This is a genomic window from Anaeromyxobacter sp. SG64 (assembly GCF_022690745.1).
Taxonomy (GTDB): domain Bacteria; phylum Myxococcota; class Myxococcia; order Myxococcales; family Anaeromyxobacteraceae; genus Anaeromyxobacter; species Anaeromyxobacter soli.
In genome coordinates this window covers 37,792-60,775 of record NZ_JALCZB010000007.1, presented here as the reverse complement: position 1 = coordinate 60,775, position 22,984 = coordinate 37,792, and the positions used below count along the sequence as shown (strand labels likewise).

At 74.9% G+C, this 22,984-nt stretch carries 21 protein-coding genes and 1 riboswitch; of the genes, 6 read left to right on the top strand and 15 right to left on the bottom strand.

Going from position 1 to position 22,984, the window contains the following annotated elements:
• Positions 1–2: 2 nt before the first annotated feature.
• The 7 genes from moeB to MNZ29_RS03740 all read right to left on the bottom strand — a co-directional run bounded on the left by moeB (position 3) and on the right by MNZ29_RS03740 (position 7,718).
• Entirely contained in the window at positions 3–1,169 is a 1,167-nt protein-coding gene (gene moeB, locus MNZ29_RS03770; protein WP_242338309.1) for a molybdopterin-synthase adenylyltransferase MoeB, read from the bottom strand.
• Between the two features lie 4 nt (positions 1,170–1,173).
• A complete protein-coding gene (locus tag MNZ29_RS03765; RefSeq protein ID WP_242338311.1) occupies positions 1,174–1,449 on the bottom strand; it encodes a MoaD/ThiS family protein in 276 nt (91 codons plus the stop codon).
• A 17-nt stretch (positions 1,450–1,466) separates the two neighbouring features.
• Entirely contained in the window at positions 1,467–2,744 is a 1,278-nt protein-coding gene (thrC, locus tag MNZ29_RS03760) for a threonine synthase (protein WP_242338313.1), read from the bottom strand.
• 37 nt (positions 2,745–2,781) lie between these two features.
• Positions 2,782–2,857: riboswitch (SAM riboswitch) on the bottom strand.
• A 73-nt stretch (positions 2,858–2,930) separates the two neighbouring features.
• Entirely contained in the window at positions 2,931–4,769 is a 1,839-nt protein-coding gene (locus MNZ29_RS03755) for a nitrite/sulfite reductase (protein ID WP_242352922.1), read from the bottom strand.
• Positions 4,770–4,779: 10 nt separating this feature from the next.
• Entirely contained in the window at positions 4,780–6,141 is a 1,362-nt protein-coding gene (cobA, locus tag MNZ29_RS03750; protein ID WP_242337860.1) for a uroporphyrinogen-III C-methyltransferase, read from the bottom strand.
• Positions 6,138–6,371, bottom strand: a complete 234-nt coding sequence (locus MNZ29_RS03745; protein ID WP_242337858.1) for a hypothetical protein — start codon at positions 6,369–6,371, stop codon at positions 6,138–6,140. Before MNZ29_RS03745 ends, cobA begins: the two co-directional genes overlap by 4 nt.
• Positions 6,372–6,380: 9 nt before the next feature.
• On the bottom strand, positions 6,381–7,718 hold the full coding sequence (locus tag MNZ29_RS03740; protein ID WP_242337856.1) for a YeiH family protein: 1,338 nt from the start codon (positions 7,716–7,718) through the stop codon (positions 6,381–6,383).
• 376 nt (positions 7,719–8,094) lie between these two features.
• Between MNZ29_RS03740 and MNZ29_RS03735 the strand changes: the two genes are divergently transcribed.
• Positions 8,095–8,583, top strand: a complete 489-nt coding sequence (locus MNZ29_RS03735; protein WP_242337854.1) for a hypothetical protein — start codon at positions 8,095–8,097, stop codon at positions 8,581–8,583.
• 102 nt (positions 8,584–8,685) lie between these two features.
• Positions 8,686–9,054, top strand: coding sequence for a DUF1841 family protein (locus MNZ29_RS03730; RefSeq protein ID WP_242337852.1), 369 nt, complete (start codon positions 8,686–8,688; stop codon positions 9,052–9,054).
• A gap of 180 nt (positions 9,055–9,234) precedes the next feature.
• Here the strand turns inward: MNZ29_RS03730 and MNZ29_RS03725 are convergent, their stop codons facing one another.
• Entirely contained in the window at positions 9,235–9,981 is a 747-nt protein-coding gene (locus MNZ29_RS03725) for an SDR family NAD(P)-dependent oxidoreductase (RefSeq protein ID WP_242337850.1), read from the bottom strand.
• Positions 9,982–10,168: 187 nt separating this feature from the next.
• Between MNZ29_RS03725 and crcB the strand changes: the two genes are divergently transcribed.
• The gene (gene crcB, locus MNZ29_RS03720; RefSeq protein ID WP_242337848.1) at positions 10,169–10,543 is read left to right on the top strand and encodes a fluoride efflux transporter CrcB; all 375 of its coding nucleotides are present in this window, start codon (positions 10,169–10,171) and stop codon (positions 10,541–10,543) included.
• Between the two features lie 152 nt (positions 10,544–10,695).
• Positions 10,696–11,709 (top strand): hypothetical protein, encoded by a 1,014-nt coding sequence (locus MNZ29_RS03715; protein WP_242337846.1) that lies wholly within the window; start codon positions 10,696–10,698, stop codon positions 11,707–11,709.
• A gap of 79 nt (positions 11,710–11,788) precedes the next feature.
• On the opposite strand, the gene narI is transcribed toward MNZ29_RS03715, so the two are convergent.
• From narI to MNZ29_RS03680, 6 genes are all read right to left on the bottom strand, one after another.
• On the bottom strand, positions 11,789–13,888 hold the full coding sequence (narI, locus tag MNZ29_RS03710; RefSeq protein WP_277957209.1) for a respiratory nitrate reductase subunit gamma: 2,100 nt from the start codon (positions 13,886–13,888) through the stop codon (positions 11,789–11,791).
• Entirely contained in the window at positions 13,885–14,430 is a 546-nt protein-coding gene (locus tag MNZ29_RS03700; protein WP_242337844.1) for a molecular chaperone TorD family protein, read from the bottom strand. The genes narI and MNZ29_RS03700 overlap by 4 nt, the downstream gene beginning before the upstream one ends.
• Positions 14,427–15,878 (bottom strand): nitrate reductase subunit beta, encoded by a 1,452-nt coding sequence (gene narH / locus MNZ29_RS03695; protein WP_255821417.1) that lies wholly within the window; start codon positions 15,876–15,878, stop codon positions 14,427–14,429. The genes MNZ29_RS03700 and narH overlap by 4 nt, the downstream gene beginning before the upstream one ends.
• 73 nt (positions 15,879–15,951) lie before the next feature.
• Positions 15,952–19,557 carry a nitrate reductase subunit alpha gene (locus MNZ29_RS03690; protein WP_242352904.1) on the bottom strand — a complete coding sequence of 1,202 codons (3,606 nt, stop codon included), beginning with the start codon at positions 19,555–19,557 and terminating at the stop codon, positions 15,952–15,954.
• The gene (locus tag MNZ29_RS03685; RefSeq protein WP_242352901.1) at positions 19,554–20,072 is read right to left on the bottom strand and encodes a hypothetical protein; all 519 of its coding nucleotides are present in this window, start codon (positions 20,070–20,072) and stop codon (positions 19,554–19,556) included. The genes MNZ29_RS03690 and MNZ29_RS03685 overlap by 4 nt, the downstream gene beginning before the upstream one ends.
• Positions 20,073–20,356: 284 nt before the next feature.
• Positions 20,357–20,965 (bottom strand): molybdenum cofactor guanylyltransferase, encoded by a 609-nt coding sequence (locus MNZ29_RS03680; protein ID WP_242352899.1) that lies wholly within the window; start codon positions 20,963–20,965, stop codon positions 20,357–20,359.
• 102 nt (positions 20,966–21,067) lie between these two features.
• Here MNZ29_RS03680 and MNZ29_RS03675 point away from each other — a divergent pair, with 102 nt between their 5' ends.
• Together MNZ29_RS03675 and MNZ29_RS03670 are read left to right on the top strand one after the other, a co-directional pair.
• On the top strand, positions 21,068–21,397 hold the full coding sequence (locus MNZ29_RS03675; RefSeq protein ID WP_242337836.1) for a tetratricopeptide repeat protein: 330 nt from the start codon (positions 21,068–21,070) through the stop codon (positions 21,395–21,397).
• A gap of 6 nt (positions 21,398–21,403) precedes the next feature.
• The gene (locus MNZ29_RS03670) at positions 21,404–22,261 is read left to right on the top strand and encodes an enoyl-ACP reductase (RefSeq protein ID WP_277956783.1); all 858 of its coding nucleotides are present in this window, start codon (positions 21,404–21,406) and stop codon (positions 22,259–22,261) included.
• 13 nt (positions 22,262–22,274) lie between these two features.
• Here MNZ29_RS03670 and MNZ29_RS03665 read toward each other — a convergent pair whose 3' ends face one another.
• Positions 22,275–22,928, bottom strand: coding sequence for an MBL fold metallo-hydrolase (locus tag MNZ29_RS03665; protein WP_242352897.1), 654 nt, complete (start codon positions 22,926–22,928; stop codon positions 22,275–22,277).
• Positions 22,929–22,984: the final 56 nt, after the last annotated feature.

Sequence of the window (22,984 nt, the reverse complement as noted above, 5' to 3'; positions counted from 1 at the left end):
GGTCAGTACCGCGGCACGGTGGGGTCGATCTCCTCGCTCCAGCGGAGGATGCCGCCCTCGAGGTTCCACACGCGCTTGAACCCTGCCTCCTGGAGCTGGCGCACCGCCTTCGCGCTGCGCACGCCGCTCTTGCAGTAGAGGACCACGTCGCGCGCGCTGTCGAAGGTGCGGAGCGCGTCGGCGAAGGAGGAGAGCGGCGCGAGGCGCGCGCCCTCGATCCGGCCGATGTCCCACTCGTGCGGCTCGCGCACGTCGACGAGGTCGAGGTCGGCGCCGCCGCGCCGCCGCTCGTCGAGCTCGGCGACCGTGAGGACGGGCACGCCGGCCGTCTCGTCCTCGCCGCCGCGGATCCCGCAGAATTGCTGGTAGTCGATGAGCTCCTCGATCTCGCGCGTTCCGCAGGCGGGGCAGCGCGGGTCCTTGCGGAGCTTCACCGTGCGGAACTGCATCCCCAGCGCGTCCACGAGGAGGAGCCGCCCGACGAGCGGCTCGCCGATGCCGGCGATGAGCTTCACCGTCTCGGTCGCCTGCACGAGCCCGACGAGGCCCGGCAGGATCCCGAGCACGCCGCCCTCCGCGCAGGAGGGCACGAGCCCGGGGGGAGGCGGCTCCGGGTAGAGGCAGCGGTAGCAGGGGCCCGCGTCCGTGCAGAACACCGTGGACTGGCCCTCGAACCGGTAGATCGAGCCGTAGACGTTGGGCTTGCCGAGCAGCACGCACGCGTCGTTCACGAGGTAGCGCGTCGCGAAGTTGTCGGTGCCGTCCACCACGAGGTCGTAGTCCCGGATGATCTCGAGCGCGTTCTCGGAGGTGAGCCACGCCTCGTGCGCGACCACCTCCACGTGCGGGTTGAGATCGCGGATCCGATCGCGGGCGGACTCGACCTTCTTGCGGCCGACGTCCTTCGTGCCGTGCAGCACCTGGCGCTGCAGGTTCGTCGCGTCCACCACGTCGAACTCGACGATCCCGAGGGTGCCGACGCCCGCGGCGGCGAGGTAGAGCCCGATGGGCGAGCCGAGGCCGCCCGCGCCCACCATGAGCACGCGCGCCGCCTTGAGGCGGCGCTGACCCTCGACGCCGACCTCCGGGATGATGAGGTGGCGGCTGTAGCGGAGGATCTCCTCCTGCGACAGCGGCGGGAGCTCCTGTGCGGTGCGGCCGATGGACATCTCGCTAGCCTCCTGCGATGGCGGGGACGACCACGATCTCGGCGCCGTCCGGCACGGGCGTCGCGAAGCCCTGCTGGAACCGGATGTCCTCGTCGTCCAGGTAGAAGATGACGTAAGGGTACGGCTCGCCCTTCGCATCGCGAAGCCGGGGGCCGAGCTCGGGAAAGCGGCCCGCGAGGTCGCCGACGACCTCTCCGACGGTGGCGCCGCGCGCCTCGTGGACGGTCTTTCCGCCGGCGGCCTTCGCGAGCACGGCGGGGAGCCTCAAGGTGATGGGCATCTTCGTCTCTCCTCGGATCAGGCGTCCACGAGCGCCGCGACCTCGCGGAGCTTCGCTGAGATGACCGGCGTCTCCGGCAGGGCGGGGACGACGGCGTCGATGGTCTTGAGACCGTTTCCGGTGATGCAGAGCACGAGCTCGTCCTGCGCGCGCAGCTTACCCTCGCGCGCGAGCTTCAGCGCTGCGGCGACGGTGACCCCGCCGGCGGTCTCGGTGAAGACGCCGGTGGTCTCGGCGAGGAGGCGGATGCCGCGCACGAGCTCCTCGTCGGTGACCGCCGCCGCCGCGCCGCCCGAGGCGCGGATCGCCCTCGCCGCGAAGGGCCCGTCCGCCGGGTTCCCGATGGCGATCGAGCGGGCGATGGTGCGGGGGACCACGGGCTCGATCGCCTCGCCGCCCTTCTCGAACAGGTTCACGATGGGCGCGCACCCGGCGGCCTGCGCCCCGTACATCCGCGGCAGCGGCCCGTCCACGAGGTGGGCGCCGGCGAGCTCGTGGAAGCCCTTGTCGAGCTTCGTCACGAGCGAGCCGCCCGCCATCGGGGCGATGACCGCGTCGGGCAGCCGCCAGCCGAGCTGCTCCGCGATCTCGAAGGCCATGGTCTTCGAGCCCTCGCCGTAGTAGCTGCGCAGGTTCAGGTTCACGAGCCCCCAGCCGAAGCGATCCGCCACCTGGGCGCAGAGCCGGTTCACGTCGTCGTACGTGCCGCGCACGCGCACGAGGCGCGGGCCGTAGACGGCGGTGCCCACGATCTTCGCGAGCTCGAGGTCCTCGGGGATGAAGATCCAGGCGGCGAGCCCGGCGCGCGCCGCCTGCGCGGCGACGGCGTTCGCGAGGTTGCCGGTGGACGCGCAGCCGACCGTGTCGAGGCCGAGCCCCGCCGCGGCGTTCAGCGCCACCGCCACCACCCGGTCCTTGAACGACTGGGTCGGGTGGGAGACCGCGTCGTTCTTCACGAGCGCGCGCCGCACGCCGAGCGCGCGGGCGAGCGCCGGCGCGTCCACGAGCGGCGTGAAGCCGGTGTCGAGCGAGAGGACGGGCTCGCCGAGGATGGGGAGCCACTCGCGGTAACGCCAGATCGAGCGGGGCCGCGCCTCGATCTGCCAGCGCGTGGGCAGGACGCGGTCGCTCTCGTACGCCGGCTCGAGGGGCCCGACGCACTCCTCGCACACCGCCACGGGGCGAGGCTCGAAGCGCGCGCCGCAGCGGCGGCAGACGAGGGGGGACAGCTCCGGACGGTGCGGATCCGCTGAAGCGGACGCCGCGCGGGGCGCGGCCGCGAGGGACGAGGACATGCTGGAGACTTCCTTCTCCCTCGCCGGACGGCACTGCAGGCAGCCGGGGAGGGGCTTTTTAGCGGTTGGTTTAACGTGGCCGCAATACGCCGCAAATCGCCACGGACTCCGATCGCCGCGGCTGCGGCGATCGGTGGTCATCCTATTTAGCGGACGAGCCTCCCGTCAAGCGGAGGATCTCCATTTTCAGGCGGCGCACTCGCCCGCCTGGGTCTCGGGGCTGAAGTCGTCGCTCGCCCCGGGCTCGACGAAGTCCTCCGGCGCGGCGTCCTCGAGCCTGAGCGCCTCGAGCGGAGCGACGACGGCCTTCACGCGATCGAGCGCGCGGGAGAAGAACGGCCCGGCGGCCTCGCCCTCGCGCCGCTCGGCGAGGTAGAGCGCCGTGAGCCGCTCCACCGCCTCGGGGACGCGCCGCGCGGGCACCTTGCCCGCCAGCTTCCCGAACGTCGCGACGCCGTCCTCCGCGCCCCCGCCGACGAGCACGAAGTACTGCGGCACCGCCCGGCCGCCGAGCTTTCGCGCGCTCCCCTGCAGGCCGATGGCGGCGAGGTGGTGCTGGCTGCAGCCGTTCGGGCAGCCGGAGACGTGGACCGGCAGCGCGGCGGCGAGGCCGGGCGCGCCGAGCCGCTGCCGGACGCGCTCCTCGACGAGCCGCGCGATCCCGCGGGTGCGCGTCACGGCGAGGCGGCACACGTCCGCGCCGGGGCAGGCGACGACGTCCGCGGCGCTCCGCGCGCCGTCGCGCCCGAGCCCCGCCGCGGCGAGCCGCGCGAACAGGGCGGGGACCTCGTCGGACGGCACCCAGCGCAGCAGGACCTTGCCGTCGCTCGCGAAGCGGACGGCGCCGTCGCCGTGCGCGAGCGCGAGGTCCGCGAGCACCTCGAGCTGCGCGGCGGTGACGTCTCCCTGCGGGAGCGACACGGTGACCGCGGAGAAGCCGGGCTGGCGCTGGGGACGGACGTTCGTCGCGCGGAACGCGGCGAGCGCCGCGGGCGACGGCGCGAGCACGGGCAGGACCGCCGGCGGCTCGCCGGGGCCGCGGGGCGGCGCCGCGGCGACGCGCGCGGAGATCTCCGCGGCGGTGGGAGGCTCCGGACGCGCGTGCGCGGGCGGCGGGGCGTCCGCCGGCGCGGCGTCGGGATCGAACGGGAGCCGCGGGGCGCCCTCGGCCCGCACGCGCGCGAGCTCCTCCTCGACGAGCGCGCGGAAGGGCTCGAACCCGAGCGACCGGACGAGGAACTTGAGCCGGTTGCGCTGCTTGTTCACCCGGTCGCCGCGGGCGTGGAACACGCGGACGATCGCCTCGGCGAGCGCGAGGAGCTCCGACGCGGGCAGGAAGTCGACGAGCGGCGCGCCGGAGGTGCACAGGGACGCCGTCCCGCCCGCGACCGTCACCGAGAAGCCGCGCACGGTCCGCCCGCCCTCGGTCCGCACGCGCGCGCGGAAGCCGAGGTCGTGGATGGCCGTCGCGACGTGGTCCTCGGCGCAGCCCTCGAAGGCGATCTTGAACTTGCGCGGCAGCGCGTTCGCGAGCGGGTGGCGCAGGAAGTGGCGCGTCGCCGCCTCGGCGTAGGGCGTCACGTCGAAGAGCTCGTCCGGCGAGACGCCGGCGAGGGGGCAGGCGACCACGTTGCGGACCGCGTTGCCGCCCGCGCCGGAGGTGGTGACGCCGTCCGCCGCGAGCCGGCGGAGCGCGGGCTCGAGGTCCGCCGGCCGCACGAAGTGCACCTGGAAGTTCTGGCGGGTCGTCACGTGCCCGTAGCCGCGCGAGAAGCGCGCCGCGACGTCGGCGAGCGCGCGGAGCTGCGCGGCGGAGGTCGCGCCCTGCGGCAGCTTGATGCGCAGCATGTGCAGGCCGTCCTGCCGCTGCGAGTAGGCGCCGCGCACCACGCGGTAGGCGCGCCAGGCGTCGGCGTCGATCTCACCGCGCTCGAAGCGGCCGAGCGTCTCGACGAAGGCGTCGATCTCGCGGTCGTCCGCGAAGGTCTCCCGGACGGGCGGGGTGGGCTCTGAGGGGCGGGACATGCGGCTCCTTTCAGGCGCTCTGCGCGGGCGCGAGCGGTTCGTGGTCACGCGCGTCGGCGCGCGAGGAGGTGAGCTGCAGGGCGGCGACGGCGCCGATGACGAGGGTGCCGGGGAGCTCCGGGTGATCGGGCAGCGCGGCGTGGCGCAGCCCCGCGAGCGTGCCCTTCCAGGCGAACGCGTCGGGGGACGACGCGCCGAGGACGATCGCGGCGGGCGTCTCCCGATCCCACCCGCGCGAGAGGAGCCGGGTCGCGATCCGCTCGCGCGCGCCGATCCCCATGAGGACGACGAGCGTGAGCGAGGTCTCGGCGCCCATCCGATCCAGGATCGGCCCGTAGGTCCGCTCGTCGTGCCCCGCGATCACCGCGAAGCCGGCCGCGAGCCCGCGGTGCGTCACCGGGATGCCGGCCAGCGCGGGCGCGGCGATGGCGGACGACACCCCGGGTACGACCTCGAACGGCACGCCCGCGGCGGCGAGCGCGCGCGCCTCCTCGCCGCCCCGCCCGAAGACGAACGGGTCGCCGCACTTGAGCCGGACGACGCGCTTGCCCTGCCGCGCGGCGCCCACGAGGAGCCGCTCGATCGCGCGCTGCGACACGCTGGGGCGGCCGGCGCGCTTCCCGACCTGGAAGCAGTGCGCGCGCGGCGCGAGCCTCAGCACGTCGGCGTCCACGAGCGCGTCGTAGAGGACGACCTCCGCCTCGGCGAGCCGGTCGGCGGCGCGCCGGGTGAGGAGGCCCGGATCGCCGGGCCCCGCGCCGACGAGCGACACCAGGCCCGGCGGCGTCGGCGCGGCGGCGCCGGGGGAGGGCGCGCGCGCGTACAGGGAGTTCAGCTTCTCGAGCAGGAGCGGGCGGCGGGTGGCGAGCGGCACGCGGGCGCGCTTCCAGCCCTCGCGCTCCGCCTCGGCGGTGTCCACCCAGGACGCGAGGTCGCGCGGCAGGAGCGCGTCGAGCGCCTCGCGCAGCAGCCCGGCGAGGGCAGGGGCGCGCCCGCCCGTGGAGATCGCCACCGTGGCGTCGCCCCGCCGGACGACGCCGGCGGTGTACGCGGTCGCGGTCTCCGGATCGTCGACCGCGTTCACGAGCAGGCGCCGCGCCTCGGCGGCCTCCGCGACCTCGCGGTTCACCGCCGGCGTCGCGGCGGCGACGGCGAGCCAGGCCGCGTCGAGATCCGCGGGCCGGAACGGCCGGCGGTGCACCGCCGCGGCGCCCGCGGCGACGTCGTCGCGCACCTCCGGCGCGACCACCGTCACGCGCGCGCCGGCCTCGGCGAGCTGCCGGACGCGCAGGGCCGCCATCGCCCCGCCGCCCACGACCACGACCTCGCGGCCGGCGAGCTTCACGAACAGCGGGACGAGGGGCGCGGTCACAGCACCCCCCACTGGCGCACGTACTCGAGGAACACCTGGAACTCCCGATCGCGGAACCCGAGCGCGAGGAGGTGGCGCTTCGCGTCGCCGGCCTCGACCGTGGTGGACTCGGCGACGATGCGAGCGCGCTCGCGGCGGACTTCGAACCCACGCGCCGCGAGCGCGTCGGCGAGCGCGCCGGACCGCGGCGCGCGGGCGTCCACGGTGACGCGGGTGACGTGGTCGACCATCGCGGCCTCCTACTTCACCGCGTCCCAGTAGGACGCGAACACGGAGGTGGAGAGCCAGTAGCCGAGCGGGACGTTCACGAGGACGCCGAGCGCGAACGCGGCGAACGGGCGCCAGCCGAACCGGGTCAGCTCGCGAAAGCGGGTCGTGAAGCCGATCGAGAGGAACGTCCAGGTGAACGCCCAGCCGCGCAGGTTCTTGAGGGGCCCGATCGCCTCCTTGGAGAACTGCGTCCCGATCTTCGAGTCGACGGAGGCGAGCACGACCGTCACGGCGAGCGAGGCGACGAGGAACCCGAGGATGAACTTGGGGAAGCGCTGCCAGATCTCGGCCGGGCGGACCCGCTCCGCCTCGGCGGCGCCCTTCCGCTCCCAGCGCGTGACCGACAGGAAGGCCACCACGAGCGCCCACACCCCCACGAACATGTCGCGCCCGACCACCTTCATGAGCGTGAACGTCTTGATGGCGCGCTCGTCGCCGAGGGTGGCGGCGGCGGCGAAGCCCGCGGCGTCGGCGAACTCCGAGGTGCCGATCCAGGCGCCGGCCTGGCCGGGGCCGAGGCCGAGGTGCCGGGCCCCGACGGGGAGGAGGAAGATCATCGCGACGGCCCAGAGGATCACCATCGAGATCGCCACAGAGACGTGGCTCTTCTCCGCGCGGCACGCGCCGCCGATGGCGATGGCCGCCGACACGCCGCAGATCGAGCCGCCCGCGCCGAGCGTGGCGCCGAAGCGCGGATCGAGGCCGAACAGCCGGGTCGCGGCGAGGTAGATCGCGGCGAAGGTCGTCACGGCCACGATCGTCGCCTGCAGGATGGCGAGCGGGCCGGCCTGGAGGATGATCGTGAACGGCAGCGTCGCGCCCATGAGCACGATGCCGACCTTGACGTAGAACTCGGTGCGGAGCGCCGACTGGAACCAGCGCGGCAGCGCGACGGCGTTCCCGAGCACCATGCCGACCACGAGCGCGAGGAGGGGCGGCTCGAGCTGCCAGGCCTTCAGGACCTCGTTCGAGCCGAGGATCGCGACCACGATCGAGAACACGAACAGCACGCCGAACCCGGCGGCGTACTTCGCGACGTCCCAGCCGATCACCGCCGAGGCGGCGCCGAAGAGCGCGAGGAAGACGCCGAAGAGCACGAGGGGCGAGGCCGGGTTCGCCTGCAGCGTCGCGAGCACCTTCCCGGCGTCCGACCAGGCGGGGAAGGAGAGCGCCGCCGTCGAGACGAGCCGCGTCGCGCCGAGGAAGAAGGCGGAGGTGACGGCGAGCACGATCCCGAGCGCGATCAGGATCGCCCAGGTGTCCTCGCGGCGGTGCCAGGGGAGCGTGGAGGGAGGAGCGGCGGACATGGGAGTTCCTCGTGCGGTGCGCAGGGCTTCGCCAGGGACGCGCCGTCCGGCAGCCCGTGACGGCCGGCGCGTCTACTCGAACGGGGTGAAGGAGCTCGCCGGCGCTCAGCCGCGCATTCGCGCGGGAGGCGCCGGCCGGCGACACATGCATCGCCGGTGGAGCGTCCGACGCGCGGCGGAGCGGGAGGAGGCGGGGAGGGCGCGCATCGTGTGCGAATCCTAGATGACGGACGAAACTCCTGTCAAGCGGACAACGGATGAGTGTCCGACTTAACGGACGAGCGCAGCCGGTTCCCCCCGGAGCCCGTTCCGCGCCGTGACGGGGTCTCCTCGCCGGGGTTGAGCGCCACTATCTCGTTCTGTCGAGGAGGCGGTCATGACGAGGCGTGCACCGGTCGCAGTGCTCACGTTCTGGGCGCTCGCCGCGCCGGCCGGGGCGGAGGTGCCGGCTCCGGCGACCGCCGATGCCGCCGGAGCGTGCGCGCTTCATTCGCCCCAGGCGACCGCGTCGAGCGCCGCGTGCGTGGCCTGCCACCCGCGCGGGCGCGAAGGCCATACGCACCCCGTGGACTTCTCGTACGCGCAGGCCCAGGCGGGTCGCTCGTCCGCGCTGCGCGATCCCGCAGAGGTCGCCCGCCGGCAGATCCGGCTGCCCGAGGGGGAGGTGCGGTGCGCGACCTGTCACGACGCCGACTCGCCCTGGGCCGCCCACGTCGCGCTCCCGCCCGGCGCCGAGGCGCGGCTCGCGCCCGATCCTCGCGCCGTCCTCCCCGGAGAGGACGCGGGCAAGGCGCAGGCACGGCGGCCCCGGCCGGGCGAGGCGGTGGCCACCCGACCGCTGTGCGTCGGGTGTCACGTGTACTGACGGCGGGCTTCGCTCGCCTGTTCGTCGTCCGATGCTGCGCGCGCCTTCGCCTCGCGGCGGGTTGCGGCGCCTCCGGGCGCGGCGCTAAGGTCCGCGCCGAGCATGGACTACGACGCCGATCGCGCGCCCGAGCCGCGCGCCTGGAAGGACGTCCCGCAGGAGGAGCGCCTGCGCGCGGTCGAGGCGCACCACCACGCGCTCTCCCGACCGCACCCGCCGATGCCGAAGCCGCGCGTCCACGCAGCGCTCCACCTCGTGGTGGAGGACCAGCTCGCCTCGGGCGAGCCGCCGCAGGCGCGCGGCGCGGTCGAGCGGCTCGTGGCCGGCGGCCTCACGCGCCACGAGGCGCTGCACGTGGTGGGGCGCGTGGCGGCGGACGCGCTCGACGCCGCGCTCAAGGGCGGCCGCTTCGACGCCGCCGCCTACGCCCGCGCGCTCGACGCCCTGCAGCCGCCGGCGCCGGCGCGGTAGCGGCCAGCCATGTTCGAACGGGGGCGGCGCCCCCGCCCCGCCGACGGCTGACCGCCGTCGTCGGGGACCCCACCCCTGCTCGCCGGGTCCCGTGCGCCGCCGCGAGCGGCTTCGCCGCTTCGCCGGCGTCGCCCCGGCGGGCTCGCTTCGCTCGCCTGTTCGCGGATCGTGATCGGCCGTTCAGGCCATGAGCGCGCCGCCGCTCACCGGCACGTACACGCCGGTGAGGAAGCGCCCGTGCTCGGACGCCACCATCAGCACCGCGCCCGCGACGTCCTCGGGCACCCCGATCCGGCGGAGCGGCGTCATCCGGGCCATCGCCTCCTTCTGGGCGGCCGGCTGATGAGCGGTCGCGTCGGTGTCGGTGAGCCCAGGCGCGACGGCGTTCACGCGGACGCCGTGGGGCCCCAGCTCGAGCGCGAGCCCGCGGACGAAGGCGTCGAGCCCGGCCTTGGCGGTGCTGTGGGCGCAGAAGCCCGGGCCGGGGTGGCGGGACAGGCCGCTCGAGATCGCCACGATGCAGCCGGACCCGCGGGCGATCATGCCGGGGGCGACCGCCTGGCAGCAGTGGAACGCCGCGCCCAGCTCACCGTCGAGCTTCGCCTGGAAGTCCGCCCAGCGGTACTCGACGAACGGGCGGATGGGGAACGAGATCGACGCGTTCACCACGAGCGTGTCGATGGGGCCGAGCGCCGCCTCCGCCTCCGCGACCATCCCCGCGACCTGCCCGGGATCGCGCACGTCGGCCCGCACCGCGACCGCCCGCCCGTCCGCGGCGCGGATCTCGTCCACGACGGCGCGCGCCGCCTCCTCGCTCTGGAACCAGTTGACGGCCACGGCGGCGCCGTGGCGCGCGAGGAGCTTCGCGGTCGCCGCGCCGATGCCGCGGCTCGCGCCCGTCACGAGGGCGACGCGTCTCTTCATCATGGGTGACCTCCGGTGCGAGGGAGAAGGGCCGAGGCGAGCCTAGACGAGCGATCGGGATTTTGGAAACGGTCCGCGAGCGAGGCGAGCCCGCCGGGGCGACCCGCGCATCGCGGCGGGGCCGCGAACGGTCGTCCAGCGCGGCGCCGCACCGTTGCGGATCGGCGCCGGCCGCGATAGACCGGCGGCCGTGATCCGGCTCCTCATCGTGTGCGCGGGCGGCGCGCTCGGCAGCGGCGCGCGCTACCTCGTCTCGACCTGGGCGGCGCGCGCGCTCGGCGCCGACTTCCCGCGCGGTACGCTCATCGTGAACGTCGTGGGCTCGTTCCTGCTCGCGCTGCTCATGGGGCTCGCGGGGGCGCGGGAGGGGATCTCGCCGGAGGTGCGGCTCTTCCTCGGGGCGGGGATCCTCGGCGGCTTCACGACCTACTCGTCGTTCAACTACGAGACGCTCGCCCTCCTCGAGCGCGGCCCGGCGCACGCGCTCGCGAACGTCGCCCTCACGCTCCTGGGGTGCCTCGCCGCGGGGTTCGTGGGCCTCCTCGCCGCGCGCACGCTCGGGTGAGCTCGCGCCCGGCTCGCCCGGGCGTCGCACGCTCGCCGGATGCGCCCGGGGTGCCCCCGTGCACACGCTTAGCTCCGGGGAAGTACCCGGAGCCGCGGCCAGGATCGCCGGCCGGCGACGGTGCGGGCGGGCGCACGCGGCGGGAGGGGGCCATGCAAAGGAAGCTCTTGGCGGCCACGCTCGCGGCGCTCGTCGCCGCGACCGCGGAGGGGCAGGCCGAGTCTCAACAGCAATCCGCCGCGGCGCCGCAGCAGTCGGCGGCACCTCAGGCCGTCGCGCCGCAGCAGCAGGCCGCCGCGCCGCAGCAGCAGGCCGCCGCGCCGCAGCAGCAGGCCGCCGCGCCACAGCAGCAGGCCCCTGCGCCGCAGGCCGTCACGCCGCAGCAGCAGGCCCCTGCGCCACAGCAGGCCCCTGCGCCGCAGCAGCCGACGGCGTCCGCGGCGCCGGCCGGGCAGCCTCGCGTGGCTCCCCCCGGCCGCACGCTCGCCGATTCGTGCGTCGAGCTGCTGAACGGGCGTGTGGAGTCCGGGGTGGACGTCACGGCGCTCCGCGCGAGCTGCGAGGGGCTCGTGCGCCAGGGCGGGACGGTCGCACCCGGTGTCGGCACGGCGACCCCGCCGCCCGGCGAGAGCATCCCCACCGGCTTCACGCAGCCTCCGAGCGAGTTCCGGGAGCGGCGCGTCGGCATGGGGATGACCTCCCGGGGAGCGGTGGACAACACCGTCGTCACGAACCCGCTCGGCTGGTTCAGCGGGCTCGGCGTCAACGCCACCTACATCCGGCCCTTCCCGTGGGAGCACGCGTCGTGGCTCGTCTCGGCGCGGTACTCGCGCACGAACGCCTCGAACGGAAACGTGAGCTCCTTCGGGCTCGGGAGCGGCGCCGACCTGTTCGTCTTCGGGCACAACAACGAGGGGCTCCGCATCGGGCCGCGCATCGACCTCAGCTTCGGACGCGAGACCGTCCAGGGCTCCTCGAACTTCGCGCGCGTCGGGGTGGCCGCGGAGATCGGCTTCAACATGATCCACGCGAGCGGCTTCACCTCCAGCGTGGGCGGCGGGTGGGGCGCCCGGCTCGCGGGGGACGCGCAGGACGAGAACTTCACGAGCTACACCGGCGGCGAGGACGGGCCCTACCTGAAGCTCGGCATGGGGTACAGCTGGTGAAGGGGGAGGCGGCGCCGCCTCCCCCCGCGACGCCGCCCGCTCCCCGCGTCCTCCGCTCGGCCCGCCGCGGCGGGCGCGCTCAGCAGCTGATCGCCGCGCCCCTGCGCGCGTACCACCACGCGGTCGCGGCGACGGCGAGGGCGTAGTACGCGACGAGGCCGACGATCGCCGCGCCCGGCCCGCCGGTGAGCGCGACCGAGGTCCCGAATGCCTTCGGGACGAAGAAGGCGCCGTACGCGGCCACCGCCGACGCGAACCCCGCGACCGCGGCGGACTCCGTGGCGGCCGCGCGGCGCGCCGCCGCCAGCGCGGCGGGGGAGGCGCCCGCGGGCGCGCGGTTCAGGGCCGCGAAGATCGCCGGGATCATGCGGTAGGTGGAGCCGTTCCCCACCCCCGTCGCGGCGAAGAGGAGCACGAACGCGCCGAGGAACGGGGCGAAGTGGCCCGCCGCGCCGCCGCGGGGCAGGAACGAGAGCACGGCGAGCGCGAGCCCGGCCATGGCGAGGAAGTTCCACAGCGTCACGCGCGCGCCGCCGACGCGATCGGCGAGCCACCCGCCCACCGGCCGGAACAGCGCGCCCACGAGCGGGCCGAGGAACGCGTAGCGCACCGGGTCCACGCCGGGGAACGACCCCTTCACGAGCAGCGGCAGCGCGGCCGAGAAGCCGATGAACGAGCCGAAGGATCCCAGGTAGAGGGCCGAGACGATCCAGGTGTGCCGCTTGCGGAAGATGCGCGCCTGCTCCCGGAACGAGGCCCGCGCGCTCGCGACGTCGTCCATGCCGAGCCAGGCGAGCGCCGTCGCGAGGAGGATGAAGGGCACCCACACGAAGCCGGCGTTCTGCAGCCACAGGTGCTGCTCCACGCCGTTCTTCACCGCGACCTGGGGCGCGCCGCCCAGGGCGCCGAACACGCCGGCGGTGATGGCGAAGGGCACGAGGAGCTGCATCCCGGACACGCCCAGGTTCCCGAGGCCGCCGTTGAGGCCGAGCGCGGTGCCCTTCCTCGCGCCCGGGAAGAAGAAGCCGATGTTCGCCATGCTCGAGGCGAAGTTCGCGCCGCCGAGGCCGGCGAGGAGGGCGAGGACGAGCAGCACGGGGTAGGGCGTCGTGGGGTCCTGCACCGCGAGGCCGATGCCGATCGCGGGGACGAGCAGCGAGGCGGTGGTGATCGTCGTCCACAGGCGCCCGCCGAACAGCTGGACCGCGAACGAGTAGAAGATCCGGAGCGTGGCCCCGGAGAGCCCCGGCAGCGCGGCGAGCCAGAAGAGCTGGCCGGTGTCGAGCGCGAAGCCCACGTCGGGCAGCCGGACCACGACGACGCTCCAGACCATCCACACGCAGAACGCGAGGAAGAGCGCGAAGATCGAGATCCAGAGGTTGCGCCGGGCAGTCGCCTCGCCGCTCCGCGCCCACGCCGCCGCGTCCTCCGGGTCCCACACCGAGAGCACCTGCGGCTCGAGCGCGCGGGAGCGCAGCACCGCGGCGGCGGGCCGGGGCAGGTCCACGCCGGCGGGGGCGCGCGCCCAGACCGTGCGGCCGCGGACGCCGCCGGCGAAGCGCAGCGGGAACGAGACGACGTGGGCGAGGCGCGAGAACGGGATGAGCGCCACGAGCACGAACGCGAGCACCGCGTGGAGCTTCACCGGCGTCGGCAGCACGGCCGCGAAGGCTGGATCCGGCGAGAGGGTGAAGAGCGAGCGCAGCCACGGGGCGGCCGTGTGCAGGTACCAGATCGAGCCCCAGCGCAGCGAGAGCGTCACGTACAGGCCGAGCCCGACCTGCAGGACGAGGAGCGCGAGGACCACGACGTCCATGGCGCTCGTGACGGCGCGCACGCGGGGCAGGGCGAGCCGCCGCCAGAGGAGGAGCGCGCCGGCGGCGAGCGCCCAGGCGCCGAGCGCGAGGCCCGTCACCTCGAGGAGGTGCAGCCGCGCCGGGTCGCCGAGCACGCGGCCCATCGTGCGCGGGGCGAGCGCCGCGAAGGCGTGCGCGGAGAGGATGGCGAGGATCGCGACGTGCCACGGGACCGCGCCGAAGTGGAGGAGGCGCGACTCGAGGAGCTGCGAGGAGCGCGCGGAGATGGGGGCGCCCGCCCCCGCGTGGCGGAGGACGAGCCCGGCCGCGGCGAGGGCGACGGCGACGTACGGGACGACGGCGAAGAGGACGAGGTCCGTCATGGTCCGGCCTCCTGGGGCGCGACGGGCGGGCCGGCCGGCGCGGGCAGCGCGGCGGCGAGCGCCTCGAGGGCGGCCCGGTACGGGTGGTCGTGGTCGAGCGCGGCGGCCGCGCGGCGGGCGGCGGGCGCGAGGACGAGCGCGGCGACGTCGTCGGCCTCGCCGCCCTCCGGCGCCTCCGCGACGTAGCGGAGGAGCTCGGCGAAGTGGTCGGGCACCTCGCTCGCGCGGGGGAGGCCCGCCTCCGCGCGCAGCGCCGCGAGGTGGGCGAGGAGGGCGTTCCGCCGGGGCCCCTCGCCGCAGAGGTGGATCCCGGCGTACGGGCTCACCGCGGGGCGGAGATCGAAGGTGGCCGTGTAGAGCTCCTCCGCGCCGCCCGGGCCGAGCAGCGCGAGCCGGTCGGCGAGCGTGTCGAGCGCGGCGCCGATCCCGCCCGGGAGGTGGCTCGCGTGGGCGCGCAGCCGGCCGGGGAGCGCGTCGTCGGGGTAGGACAGGAGGTCGGCGAACGCGCGCGCCGCCTCGCGCGAGAGCGCGGGCGCGGTCACGGTACCCTCGCGCGCAGCCCGGCGAGGCCCTGCAGGCCGACGAGCTGCTCGGTCTCGGCCTCGCGCCCGCCGGGCGGCCGCACCACGCGCTCGCGGAGCGTGGGGTACACGGTGAGCCGGTGGAGCGCGTCCGCCACCTCGGGCGTGAGCCCGGCCGTGCGGAGCGCCTCGGCCGCGTCCGCCTCGCTGACGTCGCCCACCGTGGCCGCGCGGCGGCGGGTGCGCACCGCGACGAGCCGCCTGAGCGCGGACCGGACGACCTCGTCGTTGCCCGCCGCGAACATCGCCGCGAGGTAGCGGACCGGGATGCGCTGGGCGTCGGCCGGGGTGAGGGCCGCGCCGTCAGCGGCGCCGGTCCGCACCGGCGAGAGCGGCGGCACGTAGAAGACCATGGGCAGCGTGCGGAACTCGGGGTGGAGCGGCAGCGCCACCTCCCACTGCCGCACGAACCGATCGGCGGGCGAGCGCCGCGCGGCGTCGAGGGTCGCGTCGGAGATCCCGCTCCGCCGCGCCGCCGCGACGACCTCCGGGTCGGCGGGGTCGAGCAGCGCGGCGCGCTGCGCGGCGACGAGATCGTGCTCCGGCGCGCGCGCGGCGCGCAGGGCCGCCTCCGCGTCGAAGAGCAGGACGCCCTGGTAGCGGATCCTCCCGACGCACGCCTGGAAGCAGGCGGGGGGCTCGCCGCTCTCGACGCGCGGGTAGCAGCCGATGCACTTCTCCGACTTCCCCTCAGACCACGAGTGGAACGTCTTCTTGTACGGGCAGGCCGGGACGCACATGCGCCACCCGCGGCAGGCCTCCCGGTCGATGAGCACGATCCCGTCCTCGCCGCGCTTGTAGATGGCGCCGGACGGGCAGGCCGCGGCGCAGGCCGGGTTTAGGCAGTGGTTGCAGGTGCGGGGCAGGTGGAAGAAGACGATCCCCTCGAGCGCGAGGAGCGCCTCGCGCTCCGCCGGCTCGAGCGCGGCGAGGTTGGGATCCGCGGCGGCGTGCACGCTCGAGCCGGCGAGGTCGTCGTCCCAGTTCGGTCCGGCGCTCGGGTCGATCGGCAGGCCCGTCACGGCCGACACCGGCCGCGCGGTGGGCAGGTCGTCCGAGGCCTTCGCCTGGAACAGGTCCTCGTAGCGGTACGTCCACGGCTCGTACTGGTCGTCGAGCGTGGGGAGGCGCGGGGCCTGGAACAGGTGCTCGAGGATGCTGCCGCGGCCGCCGAGGCGGAGCCGGAGCTCGCCGTCCTCCACCACGAACCCGCCGCGGTGGCGCTCCTGGTCTTCCCAAAGCGCGGGGTAGCCCGTCCCGGGCCGCGTCTCGACGTTGTTCCACCACATGTGCTCGGAGCCCCGCCGGTCGGTCCACAGGTTCTTGCAGACCACCGAGCAGGTGTGACAGCCGATGCACTTGTCGAGGTGGAACACCGACGCGAGCTGCGCGCGCACTTCCATCGTCATGGCCGTCTCCAATTGAACGGGCGCCCCGGCGGGCTCGCTTCGCTCGTTGAACGTTGCCGTGCCATCGCGGTCGTCAGTACTCCGGCGCGCGCTCGAGCCTGCGCACGAGCGCGTAAGCGTCGCGGTTCGTCCCGGTGGGACCCCAGTAGTTGAAGCCGTACGAGATCTGCCCGTAGGCGCCGAGCATGAGCGTGGGCTTGAGCCGGATGCGCATGAGCGAGTTGTGCACGCCCGCGCGGCGGCCCCCGCGCGCGGGCGTCCGCGGCGTGGCGATCGTCCGCTCGGGCGCGTGGTACTGCATCGCGATGCCGCGCGGCACGCGCGCGCTCACCACCGCCTTCGTCACCACGGCGCCGTGGTCGTTCACGACCTCGACCCAGTCGCCGTCGCGGATCCCGCACCCGGCGGCGTCGCGGTCGTTGAGCCAGAGCGGGTGGAGCCCGCGCGAGAGGGTGAGCATCCGCACGGTGTCGCCGTAGGTGGAGTGGATGCTCCACTTTCCGTGCGGGGTGATGAAGTTCACCTTCAGCGCCGGCCCGTCCGCCTGCGTGGCGTCGAGGTCCTGCAGCAGCGCCGGATCGAGCTTCGGCTTGTAGGTGGGGAGCCCCTCGCCGGCGGCGAGGAAGCCGGGGTGGTCGAGGTAGAGGTGCGCGCGCCCGGTGAGCGTCCGCCAGGGGACGAGCCGCTCGACGTTGAGCGTGTACGCCGCGTAGGGCCGGCCGTCGTTCACGATCCCGGACCAGCACGGGCTCGTCAGCACGCGGCGCGGCTGGGCCGCGAGGTCCTCGAAGGTGGTGCGCACCCCGCGCGTGCCCTCGGCGAGGTCCGCGAGCGGGAGGCCGACCTTCTTCTCCTCCTCGTGGAAGGCGCGCCAGGCGACCTCGCCGTTCGTCTCGGGCGCGAGGTGGAGCACCACGTTCGCGGCGTCGCGGGCCGTCGCGACCGACGGGTAGGTCTTCCCGCCGAAGGCGACGGTGGGCCGCTCGCGCAGGAGCTCGTCGTAGAGGTCGGCGATGGGCCAGCCGAGGCCGTGGGCGCCGATGCCCTGCTCGCGGGCGAGCGGCCCGAGCGCGCGGAAGCGCTCGGCGAGGTGCGCGTAGTCGCGCTCGACGATCGCCAGCGCCGGGGCGTTGCGGCCGGGGACGAGCGGCGCCGCGCCGTCGGCCCAGTCCGGCGCCTCGGGATCGCCCATCTCCGCGGGCGTGTCGTGCGCGATCGCGGTCGCGACCACGTCGAGCACGGGGGAGGGGAGGTGCGCCTTCGCGAGCGCCGTGACCGCGTCGGCGAGGGCCGCGAAGGCGTCGAAGTCGCTCTTCGCCTCCCAGCAGGGCGGGACCGCCGCCTGCATCGGGTGGACGAAGGAGTGGAGGTCGGTCGAGGAGAGGTCGTCCTTCTCGTACGAGGTCGCCGCCGGCAGGACCACGTCGGCGAGGAGCCCGGTGGTGGTCATGCGGAAGTCGAGCGCGACCACGAGGTCGAGCTTCCCCTCCGGCGCGGGGCGCACCACCGCCTCGCGGGCGCCCTCCGGCGACTCCTCCGCGATCGAGAGCGCCTTCACGCCGAGGTAGTGGCGCAGGAAGTACTCGTGGCCCTTGGCGCTCGAGGAGAGCGCGTTGCCGCGCCAGGCGAGGAGCACCCGCGGCCAGGCCTCGGGCGCGTCGGGATCCTCCACCGCGAGCCGCACGCGCTTCTCCTCCAGCGCGCGCGCCACGTGGGCGGTCATGGCCTTCGGCTCCGCCCCGCCGGCCTCGGCCGCCTCGCGCGCGACCTCGAGCGAGCTCCGGTCGAACTGAGGGTAGAACGGGAGCCAGCCGCGCCGCACCGCGCGGATCTGGTGGTCCATCGCGTGGGGACGATCGCCGCGCGAGGCGGGGTCGAGCCGGCCCTCCCGCTCGGCGTGCTCGTAGCGCCACTGGTCGGAGTGGACGTAGTGGAACGAGGGCGCGTTCTGGAAGCGCGGCGGCTTCGCCCAGTCGAGCGCGCCCGCGAGCGTGGCCCACGGCGCCACCGGCGCGAGCTTCTCCTGGCCGACGTAGTGGTTGAGGCCGGCGCCGTTCTTGCCGACGCAGCCGCACAACATGAGCGTCGTGAGCGCGGCGCGGTAGGCGAGGTCCGCGTGGTACCAGTGGTTCACGCCGGCGCCGATGATGACGGAGCAGCGCCCGCCGGTGCGCTCCGCCGTGTCCGCCCACTCGCGCGCGAGCCTCACGACCTGCGCGCGGTCCACGCCGGTGTACCGCTCCTGCCAGGCGGGGGTGAACGGCGCCTCCGCGTCGTCGTAGCTCGCCGGGTACTCGCCCGCGAGGCCGCGCCCCACCCCGTGCTGCGCGAAGAGCAGATCCTGCACGGTCGCGACCGCCACCCGGCCGGCGTCCGTCTCGACGAACCGCACCGGCACCCCGCGCCGCCACACCCGGTCCGAGCCGAAGTCGGGCACCTCGAGCGCGACCACCGCGTCGTGGCGCTCGAGGAACGACAGCACCGGGTCGATGGGCGAGCCGTCCTGCCCGTCCTCGAGCTTCAGGTTCCACTGCCCCTTGCGCGCCTGCCAGCGGAAGCCGAGCGTGCCCTGCGGCATGCGCGGGGCGTCGGCGGCGCGATCCCAGACCAGGAACTTGAACCCTCCGTGCTCCTCGCCGCGGTAGCGGCCGAGGGCCTCCGCGCGGAGCATGCGCCCGGGCGCGGCGACGCCGTCCTTCACGTCGAGCGCGACGAGGAACGGCGCGTCGGTGTAGCGGGTGAGGAAGTCGCGGAACGCCGGCACCTCGCGCTGGGCGTGGACCTCCGAGAGCAGCACGTGGTTCACCGCGCAGAGCAGCGCGCCGTCCTGCCCGGCGTGCGCGGGGATCCACCAGTCGGACTGGCGGCAGGTGGGGTTGAAGTCGGGCGAGAGCACGACGACCTTCGCCCCGTCGTGGCGCGCCTCCGCGAGGAAGTGCGCGTCGGGCGTGCGCGTCACCGCCACGTTCGAGCCGAGCACGAGCACGTACTTGCTGTTGAACCAGTCGGCGCTCTCCGCGACGTCGGTCTGCTCGCCGAACACCTCCGGCGAGGCGTTCGGGAGGTCGCAGTACCAGTCGTAGAACGAGAGGTTCACGCCGCCGAGCAGCTGGAGGAAGCGGGAGCCCGCGGCGAACGAGAGCATCGACATGGCCGGGATGGGCGAGAAGCCGATGACGCGGTCCGGGCCCCAGCGCTTCACGGTGTGGACGATGGAGGCCGCGACGATCTCGACCGCCTCCTGCCAGCTCGCGCGGCGGAAGCCGCCCTTGCCCCGCGCCGCCTGCAGCGCGGCGCGGCGCGCCGGGTCGGCCATGAGCGCGCCGAAGGCCGCGACCGGATCGGCGTCCGCCGCCCTGGCCGCGCGCCACGCGTCGAGGAGGGCGCCGCGCACGTAGGGGGTCTTCACGCGGAGCGGAGAGTAGAGGTAGGTCGAGTAGCACGCGCCGCGCTGGCAGCCGCGCGGCTCGTAGGGCGGCACGCCCTCGAGGGCGGGGTAGTCGGTCGCCTGGGTCTCGAAGGCGACGATCCCCTCCTTCACGTGCACGTTCCAGGAGCAGCTCCCGGTGCAGTTCACGCCGTGGGTCGAGCGCACGGACCGGTCGTGCTGGTGCCGGTCGCGCCACAGCCGCTCCCAGCGGCGCGAGGAGGGGTCGAGGACGTCACGCAGGAAGCTCATCGGGAACCCCCCTCGGCCCGGCGGGCGCGCGCGAGCGCGGCCGAGACGGGCGGCATGCGGCGGCGGAACAGGACGGCGAGGAGCGCGAAGATCGCCGCGGCGACGAGGCCCGCCTCCAGGAGCAGGCGCCCGAGCGGGCCTCCCGAGGGAGGCGGCGCCGCGCGCGCCTCGAGGAGGAACGCGGCGAGGTCGCCGCGCTCGCGCGCGGTGAGGGCGTGGCCGCGGTAGATGGGCTCCATGCTCGGGAACGGCACGTCCTCGAGCGCGGCCGCGAGCGTCTCCGCGTCGTAGGTCTCCGCCGCGGCCGAGAGGTCCGGCCCGAAGCTCGCACTGAAGGCGAGCCCGTGCCCCGCGAGCCCGTGGCAGGCGAGGCACGGCGCGCCGCCGTTCGCGAGCGGCGTCGTCCCCACGTACAGCGCCTCGCCCTGGCGCGGGTCGGCGGCGGCGCCGGCCAGGCCGGGGGTGAGCGCGGCGGCGAGGACGAGCGCGCCGCACAGGCGATCGATGGGAGGCATCGCTTGCTCCTCGGGTGCGGGTCGGTGCTGGTTGACCCGAAGTTGCCATTGCTGGTTAGCGCAGGAATTGCCGAGACCGGAAGAGTTTCCGTCGGTGGCCATTCGGGGCCTAATTTGACGTGCGTCAATACGCGACCGCTGACCTCACCGAATCCACCGATGGAACGGTAGGTCGGATCCGGACGTCCGCATGCTTTGCGCGCGCCCCCGCGGCCGCTCGCGACGGAGTCGATGCTCGCAGGGCTCGTGCGACGGCGGCCCCGGGCGCGGGCGCCGCCGCGCCCTCACGGCGGCGGGACGAGCCCGAGCCGCGCGAGATCCTCGGGCGTGTTCACGTTCGCGAACGCGAGCCCCTCGGGATCGACCGCGCGCCACTCGCTCTCCTCCACGATCGCCGCCGCGACGCTCCGTGCGATCGCCTGGAGCGACGGATCGCCCTCCGCGAGGAGGCGCGAGAGGAGCGGCAGGCACGCGCGCGACCAGAGCGCGTGCAGGGGCTCGAGGCGGCCCTGCCAGCGCACCACGACTGCCTCGGCCCCGGCCCGGCGCGAGGCGAGGAGCGCGATGCCCGCCTCGGACACGAAGGGCATGTCGCAGCCGGCGGTGAACACCCAGGTCGTGCGCGCCGCGGAGAGCGCGGCGTGCACGCCGCCGGGCGCGCCCTTCCCCTTCACGAGGTCCGGCACGATGGGCGCGCCGAGCGGCGCGTAGGGCGCGGGGTCGTTCGCGACGACGAGCGCGCCGCCGTCGAAGAGCGCGCGGAACAGGCGGAGCGAGCGCGCCGCGATGGGCTCGCCGCCCACGCGCAGGAGCCCCTTCGGCCGGCCGCCGAGCCGCGTCGCCCGTCCGCCCGCGATGAGCGCGCCGGTGCAGTCCGAGATGCGTGCCGACATCACCGGGGTCGAGCATAACGTGAGGAGGCGTCCGCCGGGCGCCGGCGGACCGCCGCCGCTATGGAGTCGAGCGGTCGATTCGGGTACAACCCTAGCCCCCCTATGACGCCGGAACAGCGCATCGAGGCCTTCCGGGCATTCGTGGCGAAGAGCCCGGACGACGCCTTCGCGCGCTACTCGCTCGCGATGGCGCTCCGCACCGCCGGCCGCGGAGACGAGGCCGTCGCCGAGTTCCGCGAGACGGCGCGGCGCAAGCCCGACTACGTCCCGACCTACCTCATGCTCGGCCAGTCGCTCGAGACGGCGGGCCTGGACGGCGAGGCGGCGCGGGCCTACGAGGACGGGATCGCGGCCGCGACCCGCACGAACGACATGCACGCACGGAGCGAGCTCTCGCAGGCGCTCGACGCCGTCCGTGCCCGAGGAGCCTGACAGAAGATGAGCCCCATCGATCCCAAGGACGTCGAAGTGACCCGCGCGCGCATGGAGACGGACGACGTCCGGCTCTCGCTCGGCGGCCTCCTGCGCGGCAAGCGCGCGCTCATCACCGGCGTCGCGAACGACCGCTCCATCGCCTGGGGGATCGCGGAGGCGTTCCAGCGCGAGGGCGCCGAGCTCGCGTTCACGTACCCCGGCGAGTCGATGGAGCGGCGCGTCCGCCCCATCGCCGAGGGCATCGGCGCGAAGGCGATCGTCGACTGCGACGTCTCGAAGGACGAGGACATCGCCCGCACGGTCGCGGAGATCGGCAAGGTGTGGGATCGCGTGGACGTGCTCGTCCACTCGATCGGCTTCGCGCCGCGCAGCGCGCTCGACGGCCGCTTCGCCGACGTGACGACCCGCGACGCGTGGCGCATCACCATGGACGTCTCCGCCTACTCGCTCATCGCCCTCGCCCGCGCGTTCCGGCCGATGATGCCCGCTGGCTCGAGCATCGTGACGCTCACGTACTACGGCGCCGAGAAGGTCGTCCGGAACTACAACGTGATGGGCGTCGCGAAGGCCGCGCTCGAGTCCTCGATGCGCTACCTCGCCGAGGACCTCGGCCAGGAGGGCATCCGGGTGAACGCGATCAGCGCCGGGCCCATCAAGACGCTCGCCGCCGCCGGCATCAAGGGCATGCGCACCATGCTCGGCGAGAACGCGGCGAAGACGCCGCTCCGCCGGAACGTCGACCAGGAGGACTGCGCGCGCGCGGCCCTCTACCTCTGCTCGGACCTGGCGCGCAACGTGACGGGCGAGGTGCTGCACGTCGACGCCGGGCAGAACATCCTGGGCGTCGTGTCGATGGAGTAGGCGCCGCCGCCGCTCACACGAAGCGGCCGCGCCGCGGCTTCTCTCCCACGAACGGGTTCGAGCGGCGCTCCTCCCCGAGGAGCCCCGCCGGCCCGTGGCCGGGGTGGAAGCGCACCTCGTCGCCGAGCGGGAAGAGCTTCCCCTGGATGGAGGCGTGCAGGGCGTCGAAGTCGCCGCCGGGGAGATCCGTCCGCCCGACCGAGCCGGCGAACAGGGTGTCGCCGCTGAAGAGCAGCCGCTCCTCCGGGAAGAAGAGGCAGATCGAGCCCGGGCTGTGACCGGGCGTGTGGATGACGCGCCCCTCCGACGCGCCCACGCGGAAGGTCTCACCGTCGGCCGGCTGGTGATCGACCGCCGGCGCGACGACCGGATCGAACCCGAACATCTCCGCCTGGCGCGGCAGCGCCTCGAGCCAGCCCGCGTCGGCCGCGTGCAGCGAGAGGGGGGCGCCCGTCGCGTCCTTCGCCTCGGCGGCGCCGGCGACGTGATCGATGTGTCCGTGCGTGCACACGATCCGCGTCACGCGCCAGTCCGGCTCGAGGAGCGCGAGGACGCGCGGGATCTCGCCGCCCGGGTCCACGAGGAGCGCCTCGCCCGTCCGGTCGCAGGCGGCGACGTAGGCGTTCGCGGCGAAGGGGCCGACGACGGCGTTCCGGACGACGAGCATCGCTTCGATCCCCCGGCCCTCGCGCGCTGCCGGGCCCCTGGAAGCGACGAGGGCCG